Genomic DNA, 17,467 nt, shown 5'->3' with positions numbered 1-17,467 from the left:
TCCTCCCGTTCGGGCTCTGCGTCGCCACACCTCTGCCTCCCGTGCCTTCACGGCGTCTCCCCGGGCGCGACGTAGCCGAGCTGGCGGGAGAGCTCCTGGCCGGCAGCGACGGCCAGCTCTGCCAGCTTCTCGAGTCGCTCGCGGGGCATGCGAACGGTAGGCCCGGTGATGCTGAGGGCAGCGATCACCTCACCGGTGTGGTTGGCGACCGGCACCGCAACCGTGTGGATGTCGTTCACCCGTTCCCCGAACGAGAACGCGTAGCCGCGTTCGCGGATGAGCTCGAGCTCGGCTCGCAGGGCCTCCGGATCGACGGGGGTCACGGCGGTGGCGGGCTCCAGCGGCGCGGCCAGGATGGCCTCCCGGGCCTCGGGGGAGAGGAAGGCGAGCAGGATCTTTCCCGGCGCGCCCTGGTGAAGGGGTATCGGCTGGCCCAGTTCGGTGTAGGTGCGGCGCAACGGCTTGTGGCTCTCGACCTGATCGACGACCACCCGCCGGTTGTCGGCCCGCAGCAGGTGCAGCCCCACCGTCTCGTCGCTCGAGTCGCGCAGCCTCCGCATCAGCGGCAGCGCCGCCTCCTGAACGTTCACGTGACCGCTGGCGATATAGGCGAGGCGGAGTATGTGGGGTCCAAGCGCGTAGCGTCGGCTGCGGCTCACCTGCTGCACGAGCCCGTTGGCAGCGAGACTGGCCAATAACCGGTGGGCGGTGCTGGTATTAAGGCCGGTGAGCTGAGCGATCTCGGATACCCCCAGTTCGTTCCGCTCACGGGTGAAGGCGTTGAGGATGCCGATGGCCCGGTCGAGCGAACGCACCTCGCTCGTCGGAACCCGGTTCTCCTTGCGGCCGGACGCATCTTTTCCCGATTCCCACTGCACCAGACGGTACCGCTCCCTGGCTGTCCAACGGCGACTCCGAGTCGCCCCGGGCCGAGCTTCGAGCTTGACTGAGATGAAAGATATCACGTAAGCTGTCCGCAATACAAAAAGCCATCCCACCAGGTGGGAAAAGTCGTTCGGCGGTGAGGTATCGCCGACGACGCTCCGACTCTGCCAGCCCGGCCCGTCGCCCCACCTGACCCGTCGCCCCACCGAAAGGAGCCCTTCCGAGTGTTACCGCTCGACGGATTCAAGGTCCTCGACCTCACCCGCTTCCTCTCCGGCCCCTACTGCACGATGGTCCTGGCCGACATGGGCGCCGACGTCATAAAGGTCGAGAACTTCCCGCTGGGGGACGATTCCAGGCGCCTGGGCCCCAAGGTCAACGACGAGAGTTACCCGGCGGCCATGCCCAACCGGAACAAACGCAGTCTCGCCGTGAATCTGAAGGAGGATCGGGGGAGGGAGCTCTTCCTGCGTCTGGCCCGGGAGAGCGACCTGGTGATCGAGAACTTCAGGCCCGGGGTCACGAAGCGCCTGGGGATCGACTACGAGTCGGTGAAGAAGGTCAACGAGAGCATCATCTACGCCTCGATCACCGGCTTCGGGCAGACCGGCCCCTACCGCGACCGGGCCGGCTTCGACATCATCGCCCAGGGCGTGACCGGCTTCATGCGGATGACCGGGGCGCCGGGCGGCGAACCCGCCAAGGTGGGGATCGCCATCAGCGACATCGCCGCGGGCAACGCGGCCGCCATCTCGATCCTGGGCGCCCAGCTCCACCGGATGCGGACGGGGGAGGGGCAGTACATCGACGTCTCCCTCGTCGACGCAGGCCTGGCGTGGACGGTATGGGAGGCGGGCGCCTACTTCGGCAGCGGTGAAATACCCGAGCCCCAGGGGAGTCGTCATCGCCGCTCCGCCCCCTACCAGGCGTTCAGGACCTCCGACGGCTACGTCACTATGGGCGCCAACAACCAGAGGCTCTGGGAGCGCCTCTGCAACGAGGTGCTCGAGCGGCCCCACTGGCTCTCCGATCCCCGCTACGCCGATGGCGCCGAACGGCTCGAGAACGTCGATCAGTTGGCCGCCGACATCGAGGAGATCGTCTCCAAGCACCCGACCGCCTACTGGGTCGAGAGGCTCGACGCGGCCGGGGTGCCGGGAGGTCCGGTGCTGCGCTACGACGAGACCCTGGCCAACGAACAGGTCCTCGCCCGCGACATGGTCATGGAGATCGAGCACCCGAAGATCGGACCCATGAAGGCGCTCGGCTTCCCCGCCAAGCTGTCGGGGACGCCGTTCGAGGTGAGGCGCCCAGCCCCCTGGCTCGGGCAGCACAGCGCCGAAGTCCTGAAGGACGCGGGCCTCGACGCCGAGGAGATCGACGAGCTGTTCGACAGCGGCGTCGTCTACGACAAGTACGGGAAGACCGAGGCCGGCCATGCCCGCTGACCTCTACCTGGAGAAGGACGGGGCGATCGCATGGATCGTCATCAACCGTCCCGAGAAGCGAAACCCGATCAGCTACGCGATGTGGCGCCACCTGCCCGAGCTCGTCGCGCAGGTCGAGGGCGACGACGACGTCAAGGTCCTGATCCTCAAGGGCGCGGGAGAGAAGGCGTTCTCGGCCGGCGCCGACATCAGCGAGTTCGACGAGTACCGAGCGAACTCCGCGGGCGCGCGGGTCTACAACGAGGCCACCCACGAAGGAGAGCGGGCGCTCGCGGGGATGAGGAAGCCGTCGATCGCGATGGTACGGGGCTTCTGCATCGGCGGCGGCTGCGAGCTCGCGCTGGCCTGCGATTTCCGCTTCTCCGACACCAGCGGCCGCTTCGGCATCACCCCGGCGCGGCTCGGCATCGTCTACAGCCTCACCGCCACCAAACAGCTGGTGGACCTCGTGGGACCTTCCGTGGCCAAGTACATCCTCTTCTCCGGTGAACACCTCTCGGCCGAGAGGGCGTATCAGGTAGGGCTCGTCGACGAGCTGCTGCAGCCTGAGGAGCTCGAGCGCCGCACCATCGAGTTCGCCGAGCTGCTCGTCAGCCGCTCGCAATACACCATCCGCAGCATGAAGGAGATCATCGGCCTGATCACCGGCGGCCAGGTGGAGGACGACGAGCGGACCCTGAAGATGCGCAACGACTCGTTCGACGGGGAGGACTACCGGGAGGGCGTTCGTGCCTTCCTCGAGAAGCGTCCCCCGCAGTTCAGGTAGCAGATGGATACGGCGACCCTGCGCGCCCGGTTCGAACGGGCTGTGCACGAAGCGCGACCCGAGTTCGGGCAGTTCTTCCTCGCCCGCTTCTTCGACATCGAAGTGAGTTACGGGGAGGAGAGCTGCCGCGTCGACCTGCCGGTCTCCGACTACCTGTACAACCCCCAGGGTTCGCTCCACGGCGGGGTGCTGGGCTTCGCTCTCGACGTCTCGATGGGCCACCTCTGCAACCGGTTCCTCTCGACCGCCATCACCCTCGAGATGAAGACGCAATACCTGAGGCCCGTGAAGGGCGACTGCTACTGCATAGCCACCTTCCTCAAGAAGGGCCGACGGCTCGCCTTCGTCGAGTCTCGGCTGTTCGACGAGTCCGGCAAGCCCGCTGCGATGGCGACCTCGACCTGGATGTTGCTGGCGCCGGAGTCCGGGCAGGGGGGTGACTAGCATGCCCTGACGAGCGGTGCTCCAGACCTGAGGTCACGGGAACCCGACTACATCCGGGTCGGATCCGATAACCGATCGGATGAGCAAGAAGGAGGAAGTGAAATGGCAAGACGAGCGGCAAGGAACCTATCACGACGCCTGTCATTCCTCGTACTCGGCGCACTGGTCGCGTCTCTGCTGGGAACGGCCTTCGCCCAGGACGACTACCCTTCGCAGCGTCTCGACTGGACGATCGCGTTCGGCCCGGGCGGCGGCAACGACATCATGTCGCGCACCATCATCGAGATCCTCGAGAAGAACGACTGGTATCCGGAGGAGATCGTCGCCACCAACCGTGAGGGCGGCAGCGGAGCGGTCGGCTGGGGCTACTTCTTCAATCAGGCCGGCGATCCGTACAACATCTCGACCACCAGCGGCAGCTTCATAACCACCCCGCTGCAGGCCGATACCCCGTGGCAGCCAACCGACTTCACGCCGATCGCGCTCCTCGCATCGGACAACCTGCTGCTCCTGGTGCGCGGCGACTCGGAGATCGAAACCTTCGAGCAGTTCATCGAACAGGCCCGTGAGGAGTCGCCCTCTATCGGCGGGATAGGGGCGGTCAACGTCGACTTCATCGTGCCCATGCTCCTCTCGGAGCAGGCCGGTTTCGAGTTCGACTACGTCTCGTTCAACGCCGCCGGAGAACTCAACACCGCGTTGCTCTCCGGTTCATTGGACGCGATCGTCTCCAACCCGGCCGAGGTGCTTGGCCTCGTCGAGTCGGGCGACATGAGGGCGCTCGCCTTCAGCGGCAAGGAGGCGCCTGAGGGCCTCGACATCCCGACCTTCGAGGAGGCCGGTTACCCGGTAGGCGTGTCGATGCCGCGTGGACTGATCATGCCTCCCGACGTACCGGAAGAGGCCCAGCAGTGGTGGATCGACACCATGAAGAAGGTCGTCGAGACGCCCGAGTGGAACGCCTACATCGAGAACAACCAGTTGACCGAGGACATCCGCTACGGCGACGAGTTCTTCGAGATGCTGACCGAAACCAAGGACGCCTTCGAGCGGATCCTCCGCGAGAGCGGCGCGATCGACTAGAGAGCGAGAGCGGTGGGTGGCGAGTTCACCCACCGCTCCACTCTGAGAGCGTGCGCGCATGAGACTTGCCTTCAATCTGGCGATCCTGGCCGCTTCCTTGTCCTACACCTGGATCGCCTTCACCGACCTCGATCTGCTGACGGCCAACGGCCGACTCGGACCCGGTTTCTTCCCGCGGGCCATCGGCGTCGCGCTCGTGGTCGCCGTGCTCTACAACCTGATCGCCGACCGCCGGGCCGGCTTGAACGCTGCCGAGGCCGATACGCCCAACGCCCGCGACATACTCGTCTTCGTCGTACTGTCCCTCGCATTCGTGGCGATGCTCGACCTGGTCGGCGGGTTGGTGGCGATGATCGTATACATGCTCGTCGCCCTGTCGATATTCAACCCGGGCCGGCACCTGAGCAACGTACTGGTGAGCGTGCTGCTACCGTTCGGCGTATTCCTGATGTTCGACACCTGGCTCAACGCCAACCTGCCGCAGGGACCTATCCCCCTGCCGTTATGGCTGCGCTGATGGCAGCATCCGCGACGACGACGCTCCGGGGCGCACGCCGGCTGTGCCTTCGGGTCGCCCCCGCGGGCCGCGCCGCTTTCTCGGAGGCTCGATAGAGGTGGAGCTCCTATCTAATCTGTGGCTGGGACTCTCGGTGGCCGTGTCACCGGAGAACCTGCTCTTCCTATTCATCGGCGCGGTCGTGGGGATGATCGTAGGCGTCTTCCCGGGACTCGGCCCCTCGGCCGGCATCGCGATCCTCCTGCCGATCACCTTCGGCATGGACAAGATCTCGGCCGTGGTGATGCTCTCCGCGATCTACTACGCGGCGATGTACGGCGGCACCCTCACGGCCATCCTGCTCAACGTGCCAGGCGAATCCGCCACCGTCGCCGCTACGTTCGACGGTTATCCGCTGGCGAGACAGGGGAGAGCCGGGCCGGCGCTGGTCATGCAGGCGGTCGGCGGGTTCGTGGGCGGAACGGTGGGCGTGATACTGATCACTCTGCTGGCGCCGCTCTTCAGCCAGATGGCGAGACGCTTCGGCCCGCCCGAGTTTTTCATGCTGGTGATCATGGGGTTGCTGGCGCTCGTCGTCATGGTGGGCGCGAACTGGCGCTCCGGCGTCATCTCGGGCCTCATCGGTTTCGCCCTGGCGACGGTGGGCGTCGACCTCGTCACCGGCGCGCAGCGCTATACCTTCGGTTCGGCCCAGCTGATCGGCGGCATCGACTTCATACCGATCGCCATCGGCCTGTTCGGCATCGGCGAGATCCTCTGGTCGCTACACGAGGGCGTGCACACCTCGAAAACCGGAACCATCCAGTACAAGAACGAGGAGCGTTTCTGGCCGACGGCCGTCGACTGGCTGGAGACCCGCTGGACGCTGCTGAGGCACTCGATCCTCGGCTTCGTGGTCGGGGTCATCCCGGGTGCCGGCGCAACGATCGCATCGCTCATGTCGTACTCCGTGGAGAAGGCGGTGTCGAAAACGCCCGAGAAGTTCGGTCACGGCTCGATGCCGGGGCTGGTGGCGCCAGAGACGGCCAATAACGCGGCTTCTGCCGGTGCGATGGTCCCGCTGCTCACGCTGGGCATCCCCGGGTCTGCCTCGACAGCCGTTCTGCTCGGGGCATTCCTGCTCTGGGGGCTGCGCCCGGGACCGCTGCTGATGAGCCAGAACCCCGACTTCGCCTGGGGCCTGATCGCCAGCATGTACCTGGGCAACATGATGCTGGTGGTGCTCGCCATCTTCGCCATCCCCTTCTTCGTCGCGATGCTCCGCGTGCCCTACCGGATCCTGGCGCCGATCGTCGTGCTCCTCTCTGTCGTAGGGACCTACACCGTGAACGGCAGCATCATCGAGACTTGGATGATGGCGGTCGCGGGCGTGGTCGGCTACCTCATGAAGCGCTTCGGCTTCTCTCCGGCCGTGCTGGTCGTCGCCCTGGTACTCGGGCCGCTGGCCGAGGACACCCTGCGGCAGTCGCTCACCATCTCGCAGGGGTCGTTCACGATCTTCGTCACCCGCCCTGTGTCGCTGCTGCTCGGGATCATCACTTTGGGACTGGTCGTGCTGATGATATTCATGCGCCGCTTCCAGAAGAGCACAGAACCGGACGACTCGCTGGCCAAGGCCACGACCGAAGGGGCCAGCTGAGGCTCGGCCAGGGCGCACCTGTCCTGGGCAGGGCGATACGCTGGTGGTTGACATCATGAGCGACTCCACCAGTGAACTCGTATCGGACCTGACCTCCCTGCTTGGGCCGGAGCGAACTTCGACCAGTCGGGCAGTCCTCGAGGGGCACTCGCACGGCGAGTCGTTCGACGGCGCGGTGTTGCCAGACGTGGTGGTGTTCCCCCGGTCCACCCAGGAAGTCGCCCGAGTCGTCGAACTGGCCTCGGCACGGGGGATCGCGATCACCCCCGTGGGCGCTAACTCGAGCCTGGAGGGGCACACCGTGCCGGTGCGGGGCGGCATCTCGCTCGACCTGAGCAGGATGAACAGGATCGTCGAGTTCAGGGCAGAGGACCTGCTGGCGCGGGTCGAGCCCGGCGTCACCTATCCGCAGCTGAACGACTTCGTGCGCCGCAGCGGTCTCTTCTTCCCGGTCGATCCCGGCGCTCACGCCACTCTGGGCGGGATGGTCAGCACCAACGCGTCGGGAACCGCGGCAGTGCGCTACGGGGTGACCGCGAACTACGTCATGGCGCTGGAGGTGGTGCTGGCTTCCGGCGGGGTGGTTCGTTTGGGCACCGAGGCACGCAAGAGCTCCAGCGGCTACAACCTCAAGGCGCTCTTCTGCGGGGCGGAGGGAACACTGGGGATCATCACCGAAGTGACGGTTCGGCTGGTGGGACTGCCGGAGGCGGCCAGCGCGGCCCGCGTGCCTTTCCCCGATGTCGCTACCGCCACCGCTTTCGTGACCGCACTGATCCAGGCCGGCGTGCCCGTCGCCCGCTGCGAACTCCTCGATCCCGCTTCGATGGTCGCCGTCAACCGCCACAAGGGAACGGACTATCCCGAGGAGACCACGATCTTCCTCGAGTTCCACGGCAACCCTGCAGGTATCGCGGCCGAAGCGGAACTGGCCCGAACGCTGGGGCTCGATGCCGGCGCCCTTTCCTTCGAATCGAGCAGCGACGCGGCCGAGCGGGCTAGGATCTGGGACGCCCGCCATAGCCACTTCTACGCTATGGTCGCCGCCAACCCCGGCAAGCGGAACATAGTTACGGATGTTTGCGTCCCCATATCACGGCTGGCCGGATCGGTGAACGGCGCTCTCGCCGCATGCACGGAGGCGGGGCTCACCGGCTACCTGATAGGGCACGTTGGCGACGGCAACTTCCACATGACGATCTTCTTCGACGATGCGCCCGAGGAACGGGCGCGCGCCGAGGCGGTCGCCCACGGGATCGTCGAGCGCGCCCTCGAGGTGGGCGGCACGGCGACCGGCGAACATGGCGTTGGTCTCCGCAAGCTCGGCTACATGGCCGCCGAGCACGGCAACTCGCTCGCGGCGATGCGTGAAATCAAGCGGCTGCTCGATCCGTTCGGCATAATGAACCCCGGGAAGAAGCTCCCCGAGGCCGGACCGTGAGCGTGGTCAGGTGGGGCGTCCTGGGCGCAGCAGCGATCGCACGAAGGGCGGTCATCCCCGGTCTCCAACGCAGTAGTTACAACGAAGTGGTAGCGCTCGCTTCCCGTGACCGGAGGCGTGCTCGTGAAGTGGCTTCGCTGCTCGGTATCGCTCGCAGCTACGGCTCGTATGAGGAGCTGCTCGCCGATTCAGAAGTCGACGCGATCTACAACCCGCTGCCCAACCACCTCCACGTGCCGTGGACGCTGCGGGCGCTCGAGGCCGGCAAGCACGTGCTGTGCGAGAAGCCGATAGCGCTCGACGGTGATGAAGCCGTAAGGCTGCTGGAGGCGAGCCGTCGCTTTCCCGCACTCAAGGTGATGGAGGCGTTCATGTACCGCTTCCACCCTCAGTGGCAACGGACCGTGGAGCTCGTCCGCGGGGGCGAGGTCGGCCGGCTGCGCACGGTGCAGTCGACGTTCACCTACCACAAGACAGACCCCACCGACATCCGCAACCGCCGCGATGCTGGCGGGGGCGGCATGCTCGACATCGGCTGCTACTGCGTCTCGCTCTCGCGGTTGCTGTGGGGTTCCGAACCGCTGCGTGTGCTGGGCATCGTCGAGTTCGACCCGGACCTGCTGGTCGACCGTTCGGCCTGGGCCCTGCTGGAGTTCGCCGGTGGCACCGCCACCTTCACATGTGCCACCCAGCTCCAGCCCTACCAGCGAGTTCAGGTATTAGGTGACGGGGGACGCCTCGAAGTCGTACGCCCGTTCAATGCGCCGGCCGACGCCGAATTGCCGCTGATCCTTGAGCAGGGCAGCCGCTCGGAGGAGATCCTGATCCCGGCCGCCGATCAGTACCAGCTGCAAGGGGATGCCTTCGCCCGAGCGGTCCTCGAAGACCTGCCCGTTCCGACGCCTCTGGCGGATGCTGTCGCGAACATGAGAGTCATCGACGCGGTGTTCGAGAGCGCCCGGCGGCAGGAGTGGGTCGAGCTGGACTGACCCACAGCGTCGAATCTCGCCGACTCCTGGCAGCGCCGGCCTGAACCAGGAGAACCTTTGTACTGGACGATGGTAACCTCGTTCATGCCGGAAAAGCTGCCGGAAAAGCTGCCGATCTTCGACGGTCACAACGATGTCCTGCTGCGCCTGGCCGAAAGGGGTCAGGGTCCCGAAGGATTCCTCCAGAGATCCGATACCGGACACCTCGATCTTCCTCGAGCCCGAGAGGCCGGGTTCGCGGGCGGCCTCTTCGCCTGTTTCACGCCCTCCGCCGTCGCCACCGAGCCGATCGTCACCGACGACGGTTGGGAGAGACCGATGCCGGAAGCTCCCGAGATCGCCGTCGCCCAGCGGAACACGCTGGCTTTGGCCGCGTCGCTCTTCCGGATCGAGCGCCTGTCGCAGGGGCGGCTCAGGGTGTGCCGGAGCGTGGCCGACATCCGCGAGTGCATCGAGAGCGGTGTCGTGGCTGCCGTGTTCCACATCGAGGGCGCGGAGGCGATCGACGAGGACTTCCATGCCTTAGAGGTCTTCCACCAGGCCGGCCTCCGGTCGCTCGGCCCGGTGTGGAGCCGCGTGAACCGATTCGGAAGCGGCGTTCCCTTCAACTACCCCGGGACACCCGACATCGGGCCGGGCCTTACCGAGCTGGGCAAGCAGCTGATCCGGCGCTGCAACGAACTGGGGATACTGGTTGACCTGTCGCACCTCAACGAACGCGGCTTCTGGGACGTGGCGAGGATAAGCGACAAGCCGCTGGTGGCGAGTCACTCGAACGCGCATGCCATCTGTCCCGTGCCGCGCAACCTGACCGACGACCAACTCGAGGCGATTCGCGATTCGGGGGGACTGGTGGGCCTGAACTTCGCGGTGGCCTTCCTCGATCCGGCCGGCAGCAAGGGGCCGGAGATGCCGCTCGAGACGATGGTGCGCCACGTCGATCACCTGCTGGAGAAGCTCGGCGTGAACGGGGTGGCCCTGGGAAGCGACTTCGACGGCTGCGTCGTGTCGACGGAACTTGGCGACGTGACCGGGCTGCCCAGGTTGATCGAGGCTCTTCGGCAGCACGGCTACGACCAGGAGACGCTCGAGCGCATCTGCTACCTGAACTGGCTCGACGTCCTGGAGCGAACCTGGGCTTGATTCACCGGGCCGCTCGCCTGTCGCTCGGTTCGGCCCTCCGGGCCCGGGTGGGCATGCCCCCCGCGGCACCCTACGGACACGTTTGCATAGAGCCGGCTTACCGGCGCCGGGCTCAACGTCCGGTCCAGGCAGGCTTCGCGGTCGGCGTGTGCTCTTGGACCCCGTCCCGATCCCGCTGGGCATTTGCCTGTTCTGGCGCGACCTCGCGCACTGCACGGTGGATACTGGCGCAAACGTTCCCGTAGCGACGCGGGAGGGGTATGCCCCTCCGGGGGGCCCAGGCTGGGCAGGAACCGAACGAGTCCGCATCCAGGAAGAACGGCGGCGCCAGCGTCAGCCGACCAACACAGAGGAGGCCAGATGCCGCGCCCAGTGCCCCGACCGAAGGTCAGACCGGTGTCGATCAAGGACGTCGCCGCCCGGGCGGAAGTGGATCCATCGACGGTATCCAGGGCCCTCCTGAACGATCCCTGGATTCCTCGTCGCACCCGCGAGGCGATCAGGGAGATCGCCACCGAGATGGAGTACGTGCCCAATGCCGTGGCGCGTGAACTGGTGACGGGCCGCTCGCGGTCGATAGGCGCCTGCCTGCCGGAGATCGGAGACAGCGGCCCTGCGGAACAACTGCTGAGTCTCGACCAAGCCGTCCGAGAGCAGGGATATCGGCTACTCCTGCGACTCACCCACGGAGGCCGGCACCGTGAGATCGAGTGCGTCGAGTGGTTCCGCGAGCATAGGGTGGCGGGGATCATCGTCTTCAGATCGAGCTGGAGGCGGGGCGCCTATCAGTTCGCCGGCACCGGGCTCCCGCCGGTCGTCGAAGTCGTGCCGCCGAGATCGGATGCCGCTCGGCTCACCGGCCGCCAGCTGTTCGACACGCTGCTGGAGAGGATCGCCCAGACCGACTGAGTCGCGAGAGCACGAGGATCCCGCACGGCCCGTGAACGGTCCAGGCTTGACGAGCAAGCTTCTTGGTGCTACCTTTGCTGAAACCGCTTTCATAGCCGCGACGCCAGGTAGAGGTGAAGATGCCGACTATCAGAGAGGTGTCCCGCCGCGCCAAGGTCTCGGCGTCCACCGTCTCGCGTGTCCTCAACGGCACCGCGCCGGTGGCAGAAGAGACGAAGAAGCGCGTGCTGGACGCAGTCAAGGAGCTGAGTTACAGGCCCAACGCCTTCGCGCGGAGCCTCGCGACGAACCGTTCGGGCGGCATCGGGGTAAGCGTCAACGACCTCGGCAGCCCCTACTACGGCGCGATGCTCAAGGGGATCGAGGCCGAGGTGGAGGCAGCCGGCATGCACATGCTCGTTTCGAGCGGGCACGCCGACAGGCTCAAGGAGCGAAGGTCGGTCGAGTTCCTGCTCGAGCGCCGACCCGACGCGCTCATCGTCCACCTCGAAGCGACGCCGGACCTCGAGCTCCTCGACCTGATGCACGGCGCCGTTCCTGTGGTGCTCATAGGCCGGCACCTCGCCGACGTGAGCGAGAGATGCGTCTTCCTGGACAATGAAACCGGCGGCGAACGGGCGACGAGCCACCTGATCGACAACGGCCACCAAAGGATCGCTCACATCGCTGGCCCGCTCTCCTTCCCTGACTCTCGGGACAGGCTGCAAGGCTACCGGCGGGCACTCGAGAAGTCCGGCATCGAGTACGACGAGCGGCTGGTCGTCGAAGCCGACTTCCTCGAGGAGGGCGGCTACCAGGCGGTCGATCGGCTGCTCGCGCGTGAAACCCCTTTCAGCGCCCTCTTCTCGGCCAACGACCAGATGGCGGCAGGCGCCCTGCAGGCCCTCCGCGAAGCCGGCAAAGCAGTACCGGATGACGTATCGGTGATGGGGTACGACGACGTGATCCTCGCCCGTTACCTCTCCCCAGGACTCACCACCATCCGCCAGCCCCTCGCAGAGATGGGCAGGGCCGCCGCACGAATCGCCCTCGACGTTCTTGCAGGAAACGAAACGGAGGTGAACCGCAAGTTCGAACCGCAGCTCGTGGAGCGGGAGTCCGTCAGCCGGATCGCAGAGCCAGCCTCGGCGTGACGAGCGTGGACCGAAGACCGCACCCCGGAACGGGGTGGCAGAGAGGTGATGCATGAAGAAAACGATCGCAATCCTGGCGCTACTGAGTAGCCTGGCACTGGTTCAGGCCCAAGATCTCTCGATAGCCCTCTATCCCGATCTCGACTCCCATCTGGAGAACGTGATCGGCGAGTTCGAGCAGCAGCACGGAGTCGACGTCGAGATCCGCGTGCTGCAGCACGGCGACCACCACAACGCCCTCGTCACGCAGCTCGCCACCGGCTCGGGGGCCGCCGACGTGGTGGCGATAGACGTAGGCTTCATCGCTCGGTTCGTGGCCGAGGGGGGACTCACCGACCTCTCCCAGGAGCCGTTCAACGCCGGACGCTACCAGGACCTCTTCGCCCCCTACGCCTGGCTGCAGGGAAGCACGACCGACGGCCGGATCGTCGCCATGCCCACCGACCTGGGTCCGGGCGTCATGTACTACCGCCGTGACCGGTTCGAGGAGGTCGGAGCAGACGTCGACGATGTGATCGAGAGCTGGGACTCGTACATCGAGTTCGGTGAGCAGGTCACCCGCGACACCGATGGCGACGGGCAGAACGACGTCTTCCTGATCGCCGACGCGGGGGACGTCGCCCGCGCCATCATGCGCTCGGGCCTCGGTGAAGGAGAAGGTGTCTTCTTCGACGCCGACGGTGAGGTGCTCGTCGACAGCGACCGCTTCCACCGTGCCTTCGAGGTAGCCAAGAGGATCCGCGACGCCGGCCTCGACGCCCAGATCGGCGCCTGGACCAACGAGTGGTACGAGGCATTCCAGCAGGGCACGGTCGCCACTCAGATGTCCGGCGCCTGGCTCCTCGGCCACCTGCAGAACTGGATGGCCCCCGAAACGGCGGGCCTCTGGGGCGCCTCGCACCTCCCCAACGGCATCTACGGCTTCTGGGGCGGCTCCTTCTACGGGATCCCTGATCAGTCGGAGAACAAAGAGCTCGCCTGGGAGCTGATCCAGTACCTGACGACCAACCCCGAGGTGCAACTGGCGGCGTTCGAACGGATAGGTGCCTTCCCGGCCGTCACCAGCACCTACGACGATCCGATGTTCCAGGAGCCGCTGGCGTTCCTCGACGGCCAGCCGGCCAGAGAACTCTTCGCCGAGATCGCCCGGAACATCGAAGGCGTGGCCACCCACCCGAGCGACATGATCGCCACCGAGATCGTCGACTCTGCCCTCACGAGCGTGCTCAACGGCGAGAGCTCGATCGACGAGGCCCTCGCAGAAGCGCAGCGGCTCATAGCCAGAAGGGTCCGCTGAACCAGGGCGCCGTGGGAGGTAACCCCTCCCACGGCACGCCCTTCGGAGGTTGCCATGGCCACACGCACCCGTGAGCGAGTCGGACCCGGCCTGAGCCGCTCCGACCTGGGCATGCGCTGGCACCGGATGCAGCGCCGCTACGCGCCCTATATCTTCATCAGTCCGTTCTTCATCCTCTTCGCCATCTTCGGCGTATTTCCCACGCTCTTCTCGATCTACCTGTCGTTCCAACAGTGGAACCCGATCCAGGGACTCGGTGCGATGGAGTTCGTCGGCTTCGAGAACTACACCTGGTTGTTCGGCGACCCGTGGTTCTGGAAGTCGATGTGGAACACCCTCTGGCTCGCGGTCGTCTCCGGCCTGCCACAGCACCTGATCGCCATCCCGCTGGCGTTCGCCCTGGTCATGGGCGTGGGCAGGCTCAGGCACCTGCTCACCGCCGCCTACTTCCTGCCCTTCATCACCTCGACGGTGGCGGTGGCGATCGTATTCCAGACCATCCTCGGAACCCAGTTCGGCATCCTCAACCAGGCCGTCGGGGTGCTGGCAGACTGGCCCCTCACCGCCTGGATCTTCTCCGGCATGCGCGAGTCGCTGCCGATCGACTGGCTCGGTCGAGCCGAGTACATCAAACCCTCGATCTCGATACTGGTCATCTGGAAATACTTCGGCTTCAACGTCGTCCTCTACACCGCCGGACTATCGACGATCCCCCGGGAGTACTATCAGGCCGCCGCCGTCGACGGCGCCAACCTACTCCAGCGCTACTGGTTCATCACCCTGCCGCTGCTCCGCCCGATGATCTTCTTCGCGGTGACCCTGACGATCATCGGCAACCTGCAGATGTTCGACGAGCCGTTCGTGCTCACCAACCTCGCCGGCAACCGAACCGGCGGACCGGACGAGGCAGGGCTGACGGTCGCCATGTACCTCTACCGCACCGGCTTCGAGTGGGTGGACATGGGCACCGCCGCCGCCATGTCGTGGGTCCTCTTCCTGGTCATCGGGGTGGCGACATTCCTCCACTTCCGGTTCCTGGGCCGGCGCAGTCTGGAGAGGCGGGAGGGCTGAGATGGCGAGCCAACTGATGAACACGAGGGAGACCAACCCGACCGACGGGAACCCGACCGGAGCCGGGATCCGCAAGGGGCTCCTGCTCGCGGGCCTGCTGCTGCTCGCCCTGCTCACCTTCTTCCCCTTCTACTGGATGATGATCCTCGCCACTCACTCGCGAGACACCATCTTCAGCGCCCCGCCGCCGCTGTGGATCGGCGACGACCTCGCCCGTAACTATCGGGCGCTGCTCGACACCCTCCCGTTCTGGCGCAACATCTGGAACAGTGTCTACATCGCCGTGATGGCCACGGTCACCACGGTCTTCTTCTGCTCTCTCGGCGGGTTCGGCTTCGCCATGTACGAGTTCAGGTGGAAGAACGGGCTCTTCACCTTCGTGCTCGTCTCGCTGATGATCCCGCAACTCCTCAACATCATCCCCTACTACCTGATCATCGACTTCCTCGACTGGCTCAACACGCCCCGAGCCATCTGGTTCCCCGGCATGGCCAACGCCTTCGGAATCTTCCTCATGCGCCAGTACATCGCCAGCACCATCCCGAAGGACCTGCTCGACGCCTCGCGGATCGACGGCGCCAGCGAGTTCCGCATCTACTGGAGCGTGGTGCTTCCGCTCGTGAGGCCGGGCCTGGCCACACTCGCGCTGCTCACCTTCATCAGCCAGTGGAACAACTTCCTGGGTCCACTCGTGATCCTGAGGGGCAGAGACGCCTTCACCGTCCCGCTCGCGCTCCGCTCGTTGCAGGGCCTCGTCAACACGGACTGGGGCGCGGTCATCCTCGGTACGGCGCTGGCGGTGCTCCCCCTGCTCGTGCTGTTCGCCTTCGCCTCCCGGCAGGTCATCGAGGGCCTCGTCGCGGGTTCGGTGAAGGGGTGAGGCGGGAGGGCGATCGGCGCTGGCCGCAGCTCCTCGCACTGGGCGTCCTCACGTTGGCGCCAGGCCTGGCTCAGGCCCAGGAAGCATTGCAGGTACGGGTCGGTTCGAAGCCCATGGGCGAGGTCCCGGCGTTCGCGACCAGCGGCTTCAATTACGGGAACTCGATGTTGATCGTCGGCTCTGAAGCCGAGTACGAGGCCATCCGGGTCGATTGGCTGCGCTTCCCGCCCGGCAATCAGGCCGACGAGATCGTCCTCGGCGAACCCGACCTGGCGGCGCTCGAGCTCAACCTGGGACTCCTGGATAGGCCGCCCGTGATGATGGTCGCCAACCTATTCGAGGGCACGCCTCAACAAGCTGCCGGGCTGGCGCGGCTGACGAAGGAGCGGGAGATCCCCGTGCTCGCCTGGGAGATCGGCAACGAGCCGGATCTCTACGGGAGCAACAGGGGCGACCCGAGCTGGACTCCGGCACGGTATTGCGAAGAGTTCCGCCGCTTCCGAACCGCTCTCCTCGAGGTCGACCCCAGCTACCTTCTAGCCGGTCCTGCCGCGTCGGGCGCCAGGCCCGGGGGCGAAGCGTACTTGCGTGAGGTCGTGCGTCGGTGCGGAGACGTCATCGACATACTCACCTGGCATATCTATCCCACCGACGGTACCTGGACCGATGCGGCCGCTCTGGCCACCTCGGGGCAGTTCTCCGACGAGTACAGACGCTACCGCAACTGGGCGGCTGACCCCGAAGCCAACCCGCTCGGCTTCGGTCGGGAGCTGAGGTACGGAGTGACCGAATTCGGGCTTTCGTGGCGCTCGAGCTCCTACCGCCACCTCGAGGACATGACGGCGACCCTATGGCTGGCGGATGTCCTGGGGCAGATGACCCGCGAGCGGCTCGACTTCAGCAGCTACTTCACTCTGCAAGGGATGGGCGGGCACGGCCTCATCGGCACCGGCGGCTGGCTACGCCCCACCTACCACCTCTACCGGATGCTCGGCGATTTCACCGGCTCCGTCCTTCCGGCGGACGCGGAACTTCCGCTACGGGCATACGCGGTTTCCAGCCGCGGCGAAGTCAGGTTGCTGCTGATCAACCACGACGACAGGGAGTTCAAGGCGCAACTCCATTTCGAGGCCAAGACGACGGCCGATCTGGAGGTCACCACACTAAGCGAGTCGATATTCGACGAACTACTGAAGCCGATGACCACGCGTGCATCGGTGAGCGACCCGCTACTCGTCCCGGCCAGGGCGGTAATCCTCGTGCGGGCGAGGCAGTCGGAGTAGGAGCGAGCATGACCGGATCAGGAGACGAGAAGCCCTCGAGATTCATCTGGGGCGTAGCCACCTCCGCCTACCAGATCGAGGGGGCGGCCCGAGAGGATGGCCGCGGGCCAAGCATCTGGGACACGTTCTGCCGGACCCCGGGCAAGGTCGCCGGCGGCGCCAGCGGCGACACCGCCTGCGACCACTACCACCTCTGGCGAGACGACCTCGACCTGATCGCCAGCTTGGGCGTTGGCGCCTACCGCTTCTCGATCTCCTGGCCGCGGATACTGCCCGAGGGACGCGGCCGGGTCGAGTCGCGCGGCCTCGACTTCTACGACCGGCTCGTCGACGGGCTGCTCGAGCGGGGGATCGTACCGTTCGTGACCCTCTACCATTGGGATCTGCCGCAGGCGCTTGAGGATGAGGGCGGCTGGGTCGAGCGCGAAACCGCGCTAGCCTTCGCCAACTACGCCGACCTCGTCACCGCCCGGCTTGGCGACCGGGTCCAGGCCTGGGCCACGCTGAACGAACCGTGGTGCAGCGCTTACCTCGGCTAC

General features: G+C 66.1%; 17 protein-coding genes. 16 read left to right on the top strand and 1 reads right to left on the bottom strand.

The window, feature by feature from the left end:
* Positions 1-47: 47 nt before the first annotated feature.
* Positions 48-878 (bottom strand): IclR family transcriptional regulator, encoded by an 831-nt coding sequence (locus tag VF168_11180; protein HEX7004734.1) that lies wholly within the window; start codon positions 876-878, stop codon positions 48-50.
* 231 nt (positions 879-1,109) lie between these two features.
* Here VF168_11180 and VF168_11175 point away from each other — a divergent pair, with 231 nt between their 5' ends.
* The 16 genes from VF168_11175 to VF168_11100 all read left to right on the top strand — a co-directional run.
* Entirely contained in the window at positions 1,110-2,333 is a 1,224-nt protein-coding gene (locus VF168_11175; protein HEX7004733.1) for a CoA transferase, read from the top strand.
* A complete protein-coding gene (locus VF168_11170; protein HEX7004732.1) occupies positions 2,323-3,099 on the top strand; it encodes an enoyl-CoA hydratase-related protein in 777 nt (258 codons plus the stop codon). The genes VF168_11175 and VF168_11170 overlap by 11 nt, the downstream gene beginning before the upstream one ends.
* Positions 3,100-3,102: 3 nt before the next feature.
* Positions 3,103-3,543, top strand: a complete 441-nt coding sequence (locus VF168_11165; protein HEX7004731.1) for a PaaI family thioesterase — start codon at positions 3,103-3,105, stop codon at positions 3,541-3,543.
* A 102-nt stretch (positions 3,544-3,645) separates the two neighbouring features.
* The gene (locus tag VF168_11160; protein HEX7004730.1) at positions 3,646-4,626 is read left to right on the top strand and encodes a tripartite tricarboxylate transporter substrate-binding protein; all 981 of its coding nucleotides are present in this window, start codon (positions 3,646-3,648) and stop codon (positions 4,624-4,626) included.
* Positions 4,627-4,684: 58 nt separating this feature from the next.
* Entirely contained in the window at positions 4,685-5,143 is a 459-nt protein-coding gene (locus VF168_11155) for a tripartite tricarboxylate transporter TctB family protein (GenBank protein ID HEX7004729.1), read from the top strand.
* Between the two features lie 97 nt (positions 5,144-5,240).
* On the top strand, positions 5,241-6,782 hold the full coding sequence (locus VF168_11150; protein HEX7004728.1) for a tripartite tricarboxylate transporter permease: 1,542 nt from the start codon (positions 5,241-5,243) through the stop codon (positions 6,780-6,782).
* A 55-nt stretch (positions 6,783-6,837) separates the two neighbouring features.
* A complete protein-coding gene (locus tag VF168_11145; GenBank protein ID HEX7004727.1) occupies positions 6,838-8,223 on the top strand; it encodes an FAD-linked oxidase C-terminal domain-containing protein in 1,386 nt (461 codons plus the stop codon).
* On the top strand, positions 8,220-9,212 hold the full coding sequence (locus tag VF168_11140; protein ID HEX7004726.1) for a Gfo/Idh/MocA family oxidoreductase: 993 nt from the start codon (positions 8,220-8,222) through the stop codon (positions 9,210-9,212). The genes VF168_11145 and VF168_11140 overlap by 4 nt, the downstream gene beginning before the upstream one ends.
* An 84-nt stretch (positions 9,213-9,296) precedes the next feature.
* On the top strand, positions 9,297-10,355 hold the full coding sequence (locus VF168_11135; protein HEX7004725.1) for a dipeptidase: 1,059 nt from the start codon (positions 9,297-9,299) through the stop codon (positions 10,353-10,355).
* 396 nt (positions 10,356-10,751) lie between these two features.
* Positions 10,752-11,264, top strand: coding sequence for a LacI family DNA-binding transcriptional regulator (locus VF168_11130; protein ID HEX7004724.1), 513 nt, complete (start codon positions 10,752-10,754; stop codon positions 11,262-11,264).
* A gap of 119 nt (positions 11,265-11,383) precedes the next feature.
* The gene (locus VF168_11125; GenBank protein ID HEX7004723.1) at positions 11,384-12,397 is read left to right on the top strand and encodes a LacI family DNA-binding transcriptional regulator; all 1,014 of its coding nucleotides are present in this window, start codon (positions 11,384-11,386) and stop codon (positions 12,395-12,397) included.
* Between the two features lie 52 nt (positions 12,398-12,449).
* Positions 12,450-13,694 (top strand): extracellular solute-binding protein, encoded by a 1,245-nt coding sequence (locus tag VF168_11120; protein ID HEX7004722.1) that lies wholly within the window; start codon positions 12,450-12,452, stop codon positions 13,692-13,694.
* Positions 13,695-13,748: 54 nt separating this feature from the next.
* Positions 13,749-14,765, top strand: coding sequence for a sugar ABC transporter permease (locus VF168_11115; protein ID HEX7004721.1), 1,017 nt, complete (start codon positions 13,749-13,751; stop codon positions 14,763-14,765).
* Position 14,766: 1 nt separating this feature from the next.
* Positions 14,767-15,645 (top strand): carbohydrate ABC transporter permease, encoded by an 879-nt coding sequence (locus VF168_11110; protein HEX7004720.1) that lies wholly within the window; start codon positions 14,767-14,769, stop codon positions 15,643-15,645.
* Positions 15,642-16,928 carry a hypothetical protein gene (locus tag VF168_11105; GenBank protein HEX7004719.1) on the top strand — a complete coding sequence of 429 codons (1,287 nt, stop codon included), beginning with the start codon at positions 15,642-15,644 and terminating at the stop codon, positions 16,926-16,928. Before VF168_11110 ends, VF168_11105 begins: the two co-directional genes overlap by 4 nt.
* A gap of 8 nt (positions 16,929-16,936) precedes the next feature.
* Positions 16,937-17,467 (top strand): family 1 glycosylhydrolase (locus VF168_11100; GenBank protein ID HEX7004718.1); only part of this gene is annotated, 531 nt, incomplete at its 3' end.

Source organism: Trueperaceae bacterium (genome assembly GCA_036381595.1).
Classification (GTDB): Bacteria; Deinococcota; Deinococci; order Deinococcales; family Trueperaceae; genus DASVCN01.
Note: the sequence above shows the minus strand (reverse complement) of the source record. Positions and strands in the feature narration are given on the sequence as shown.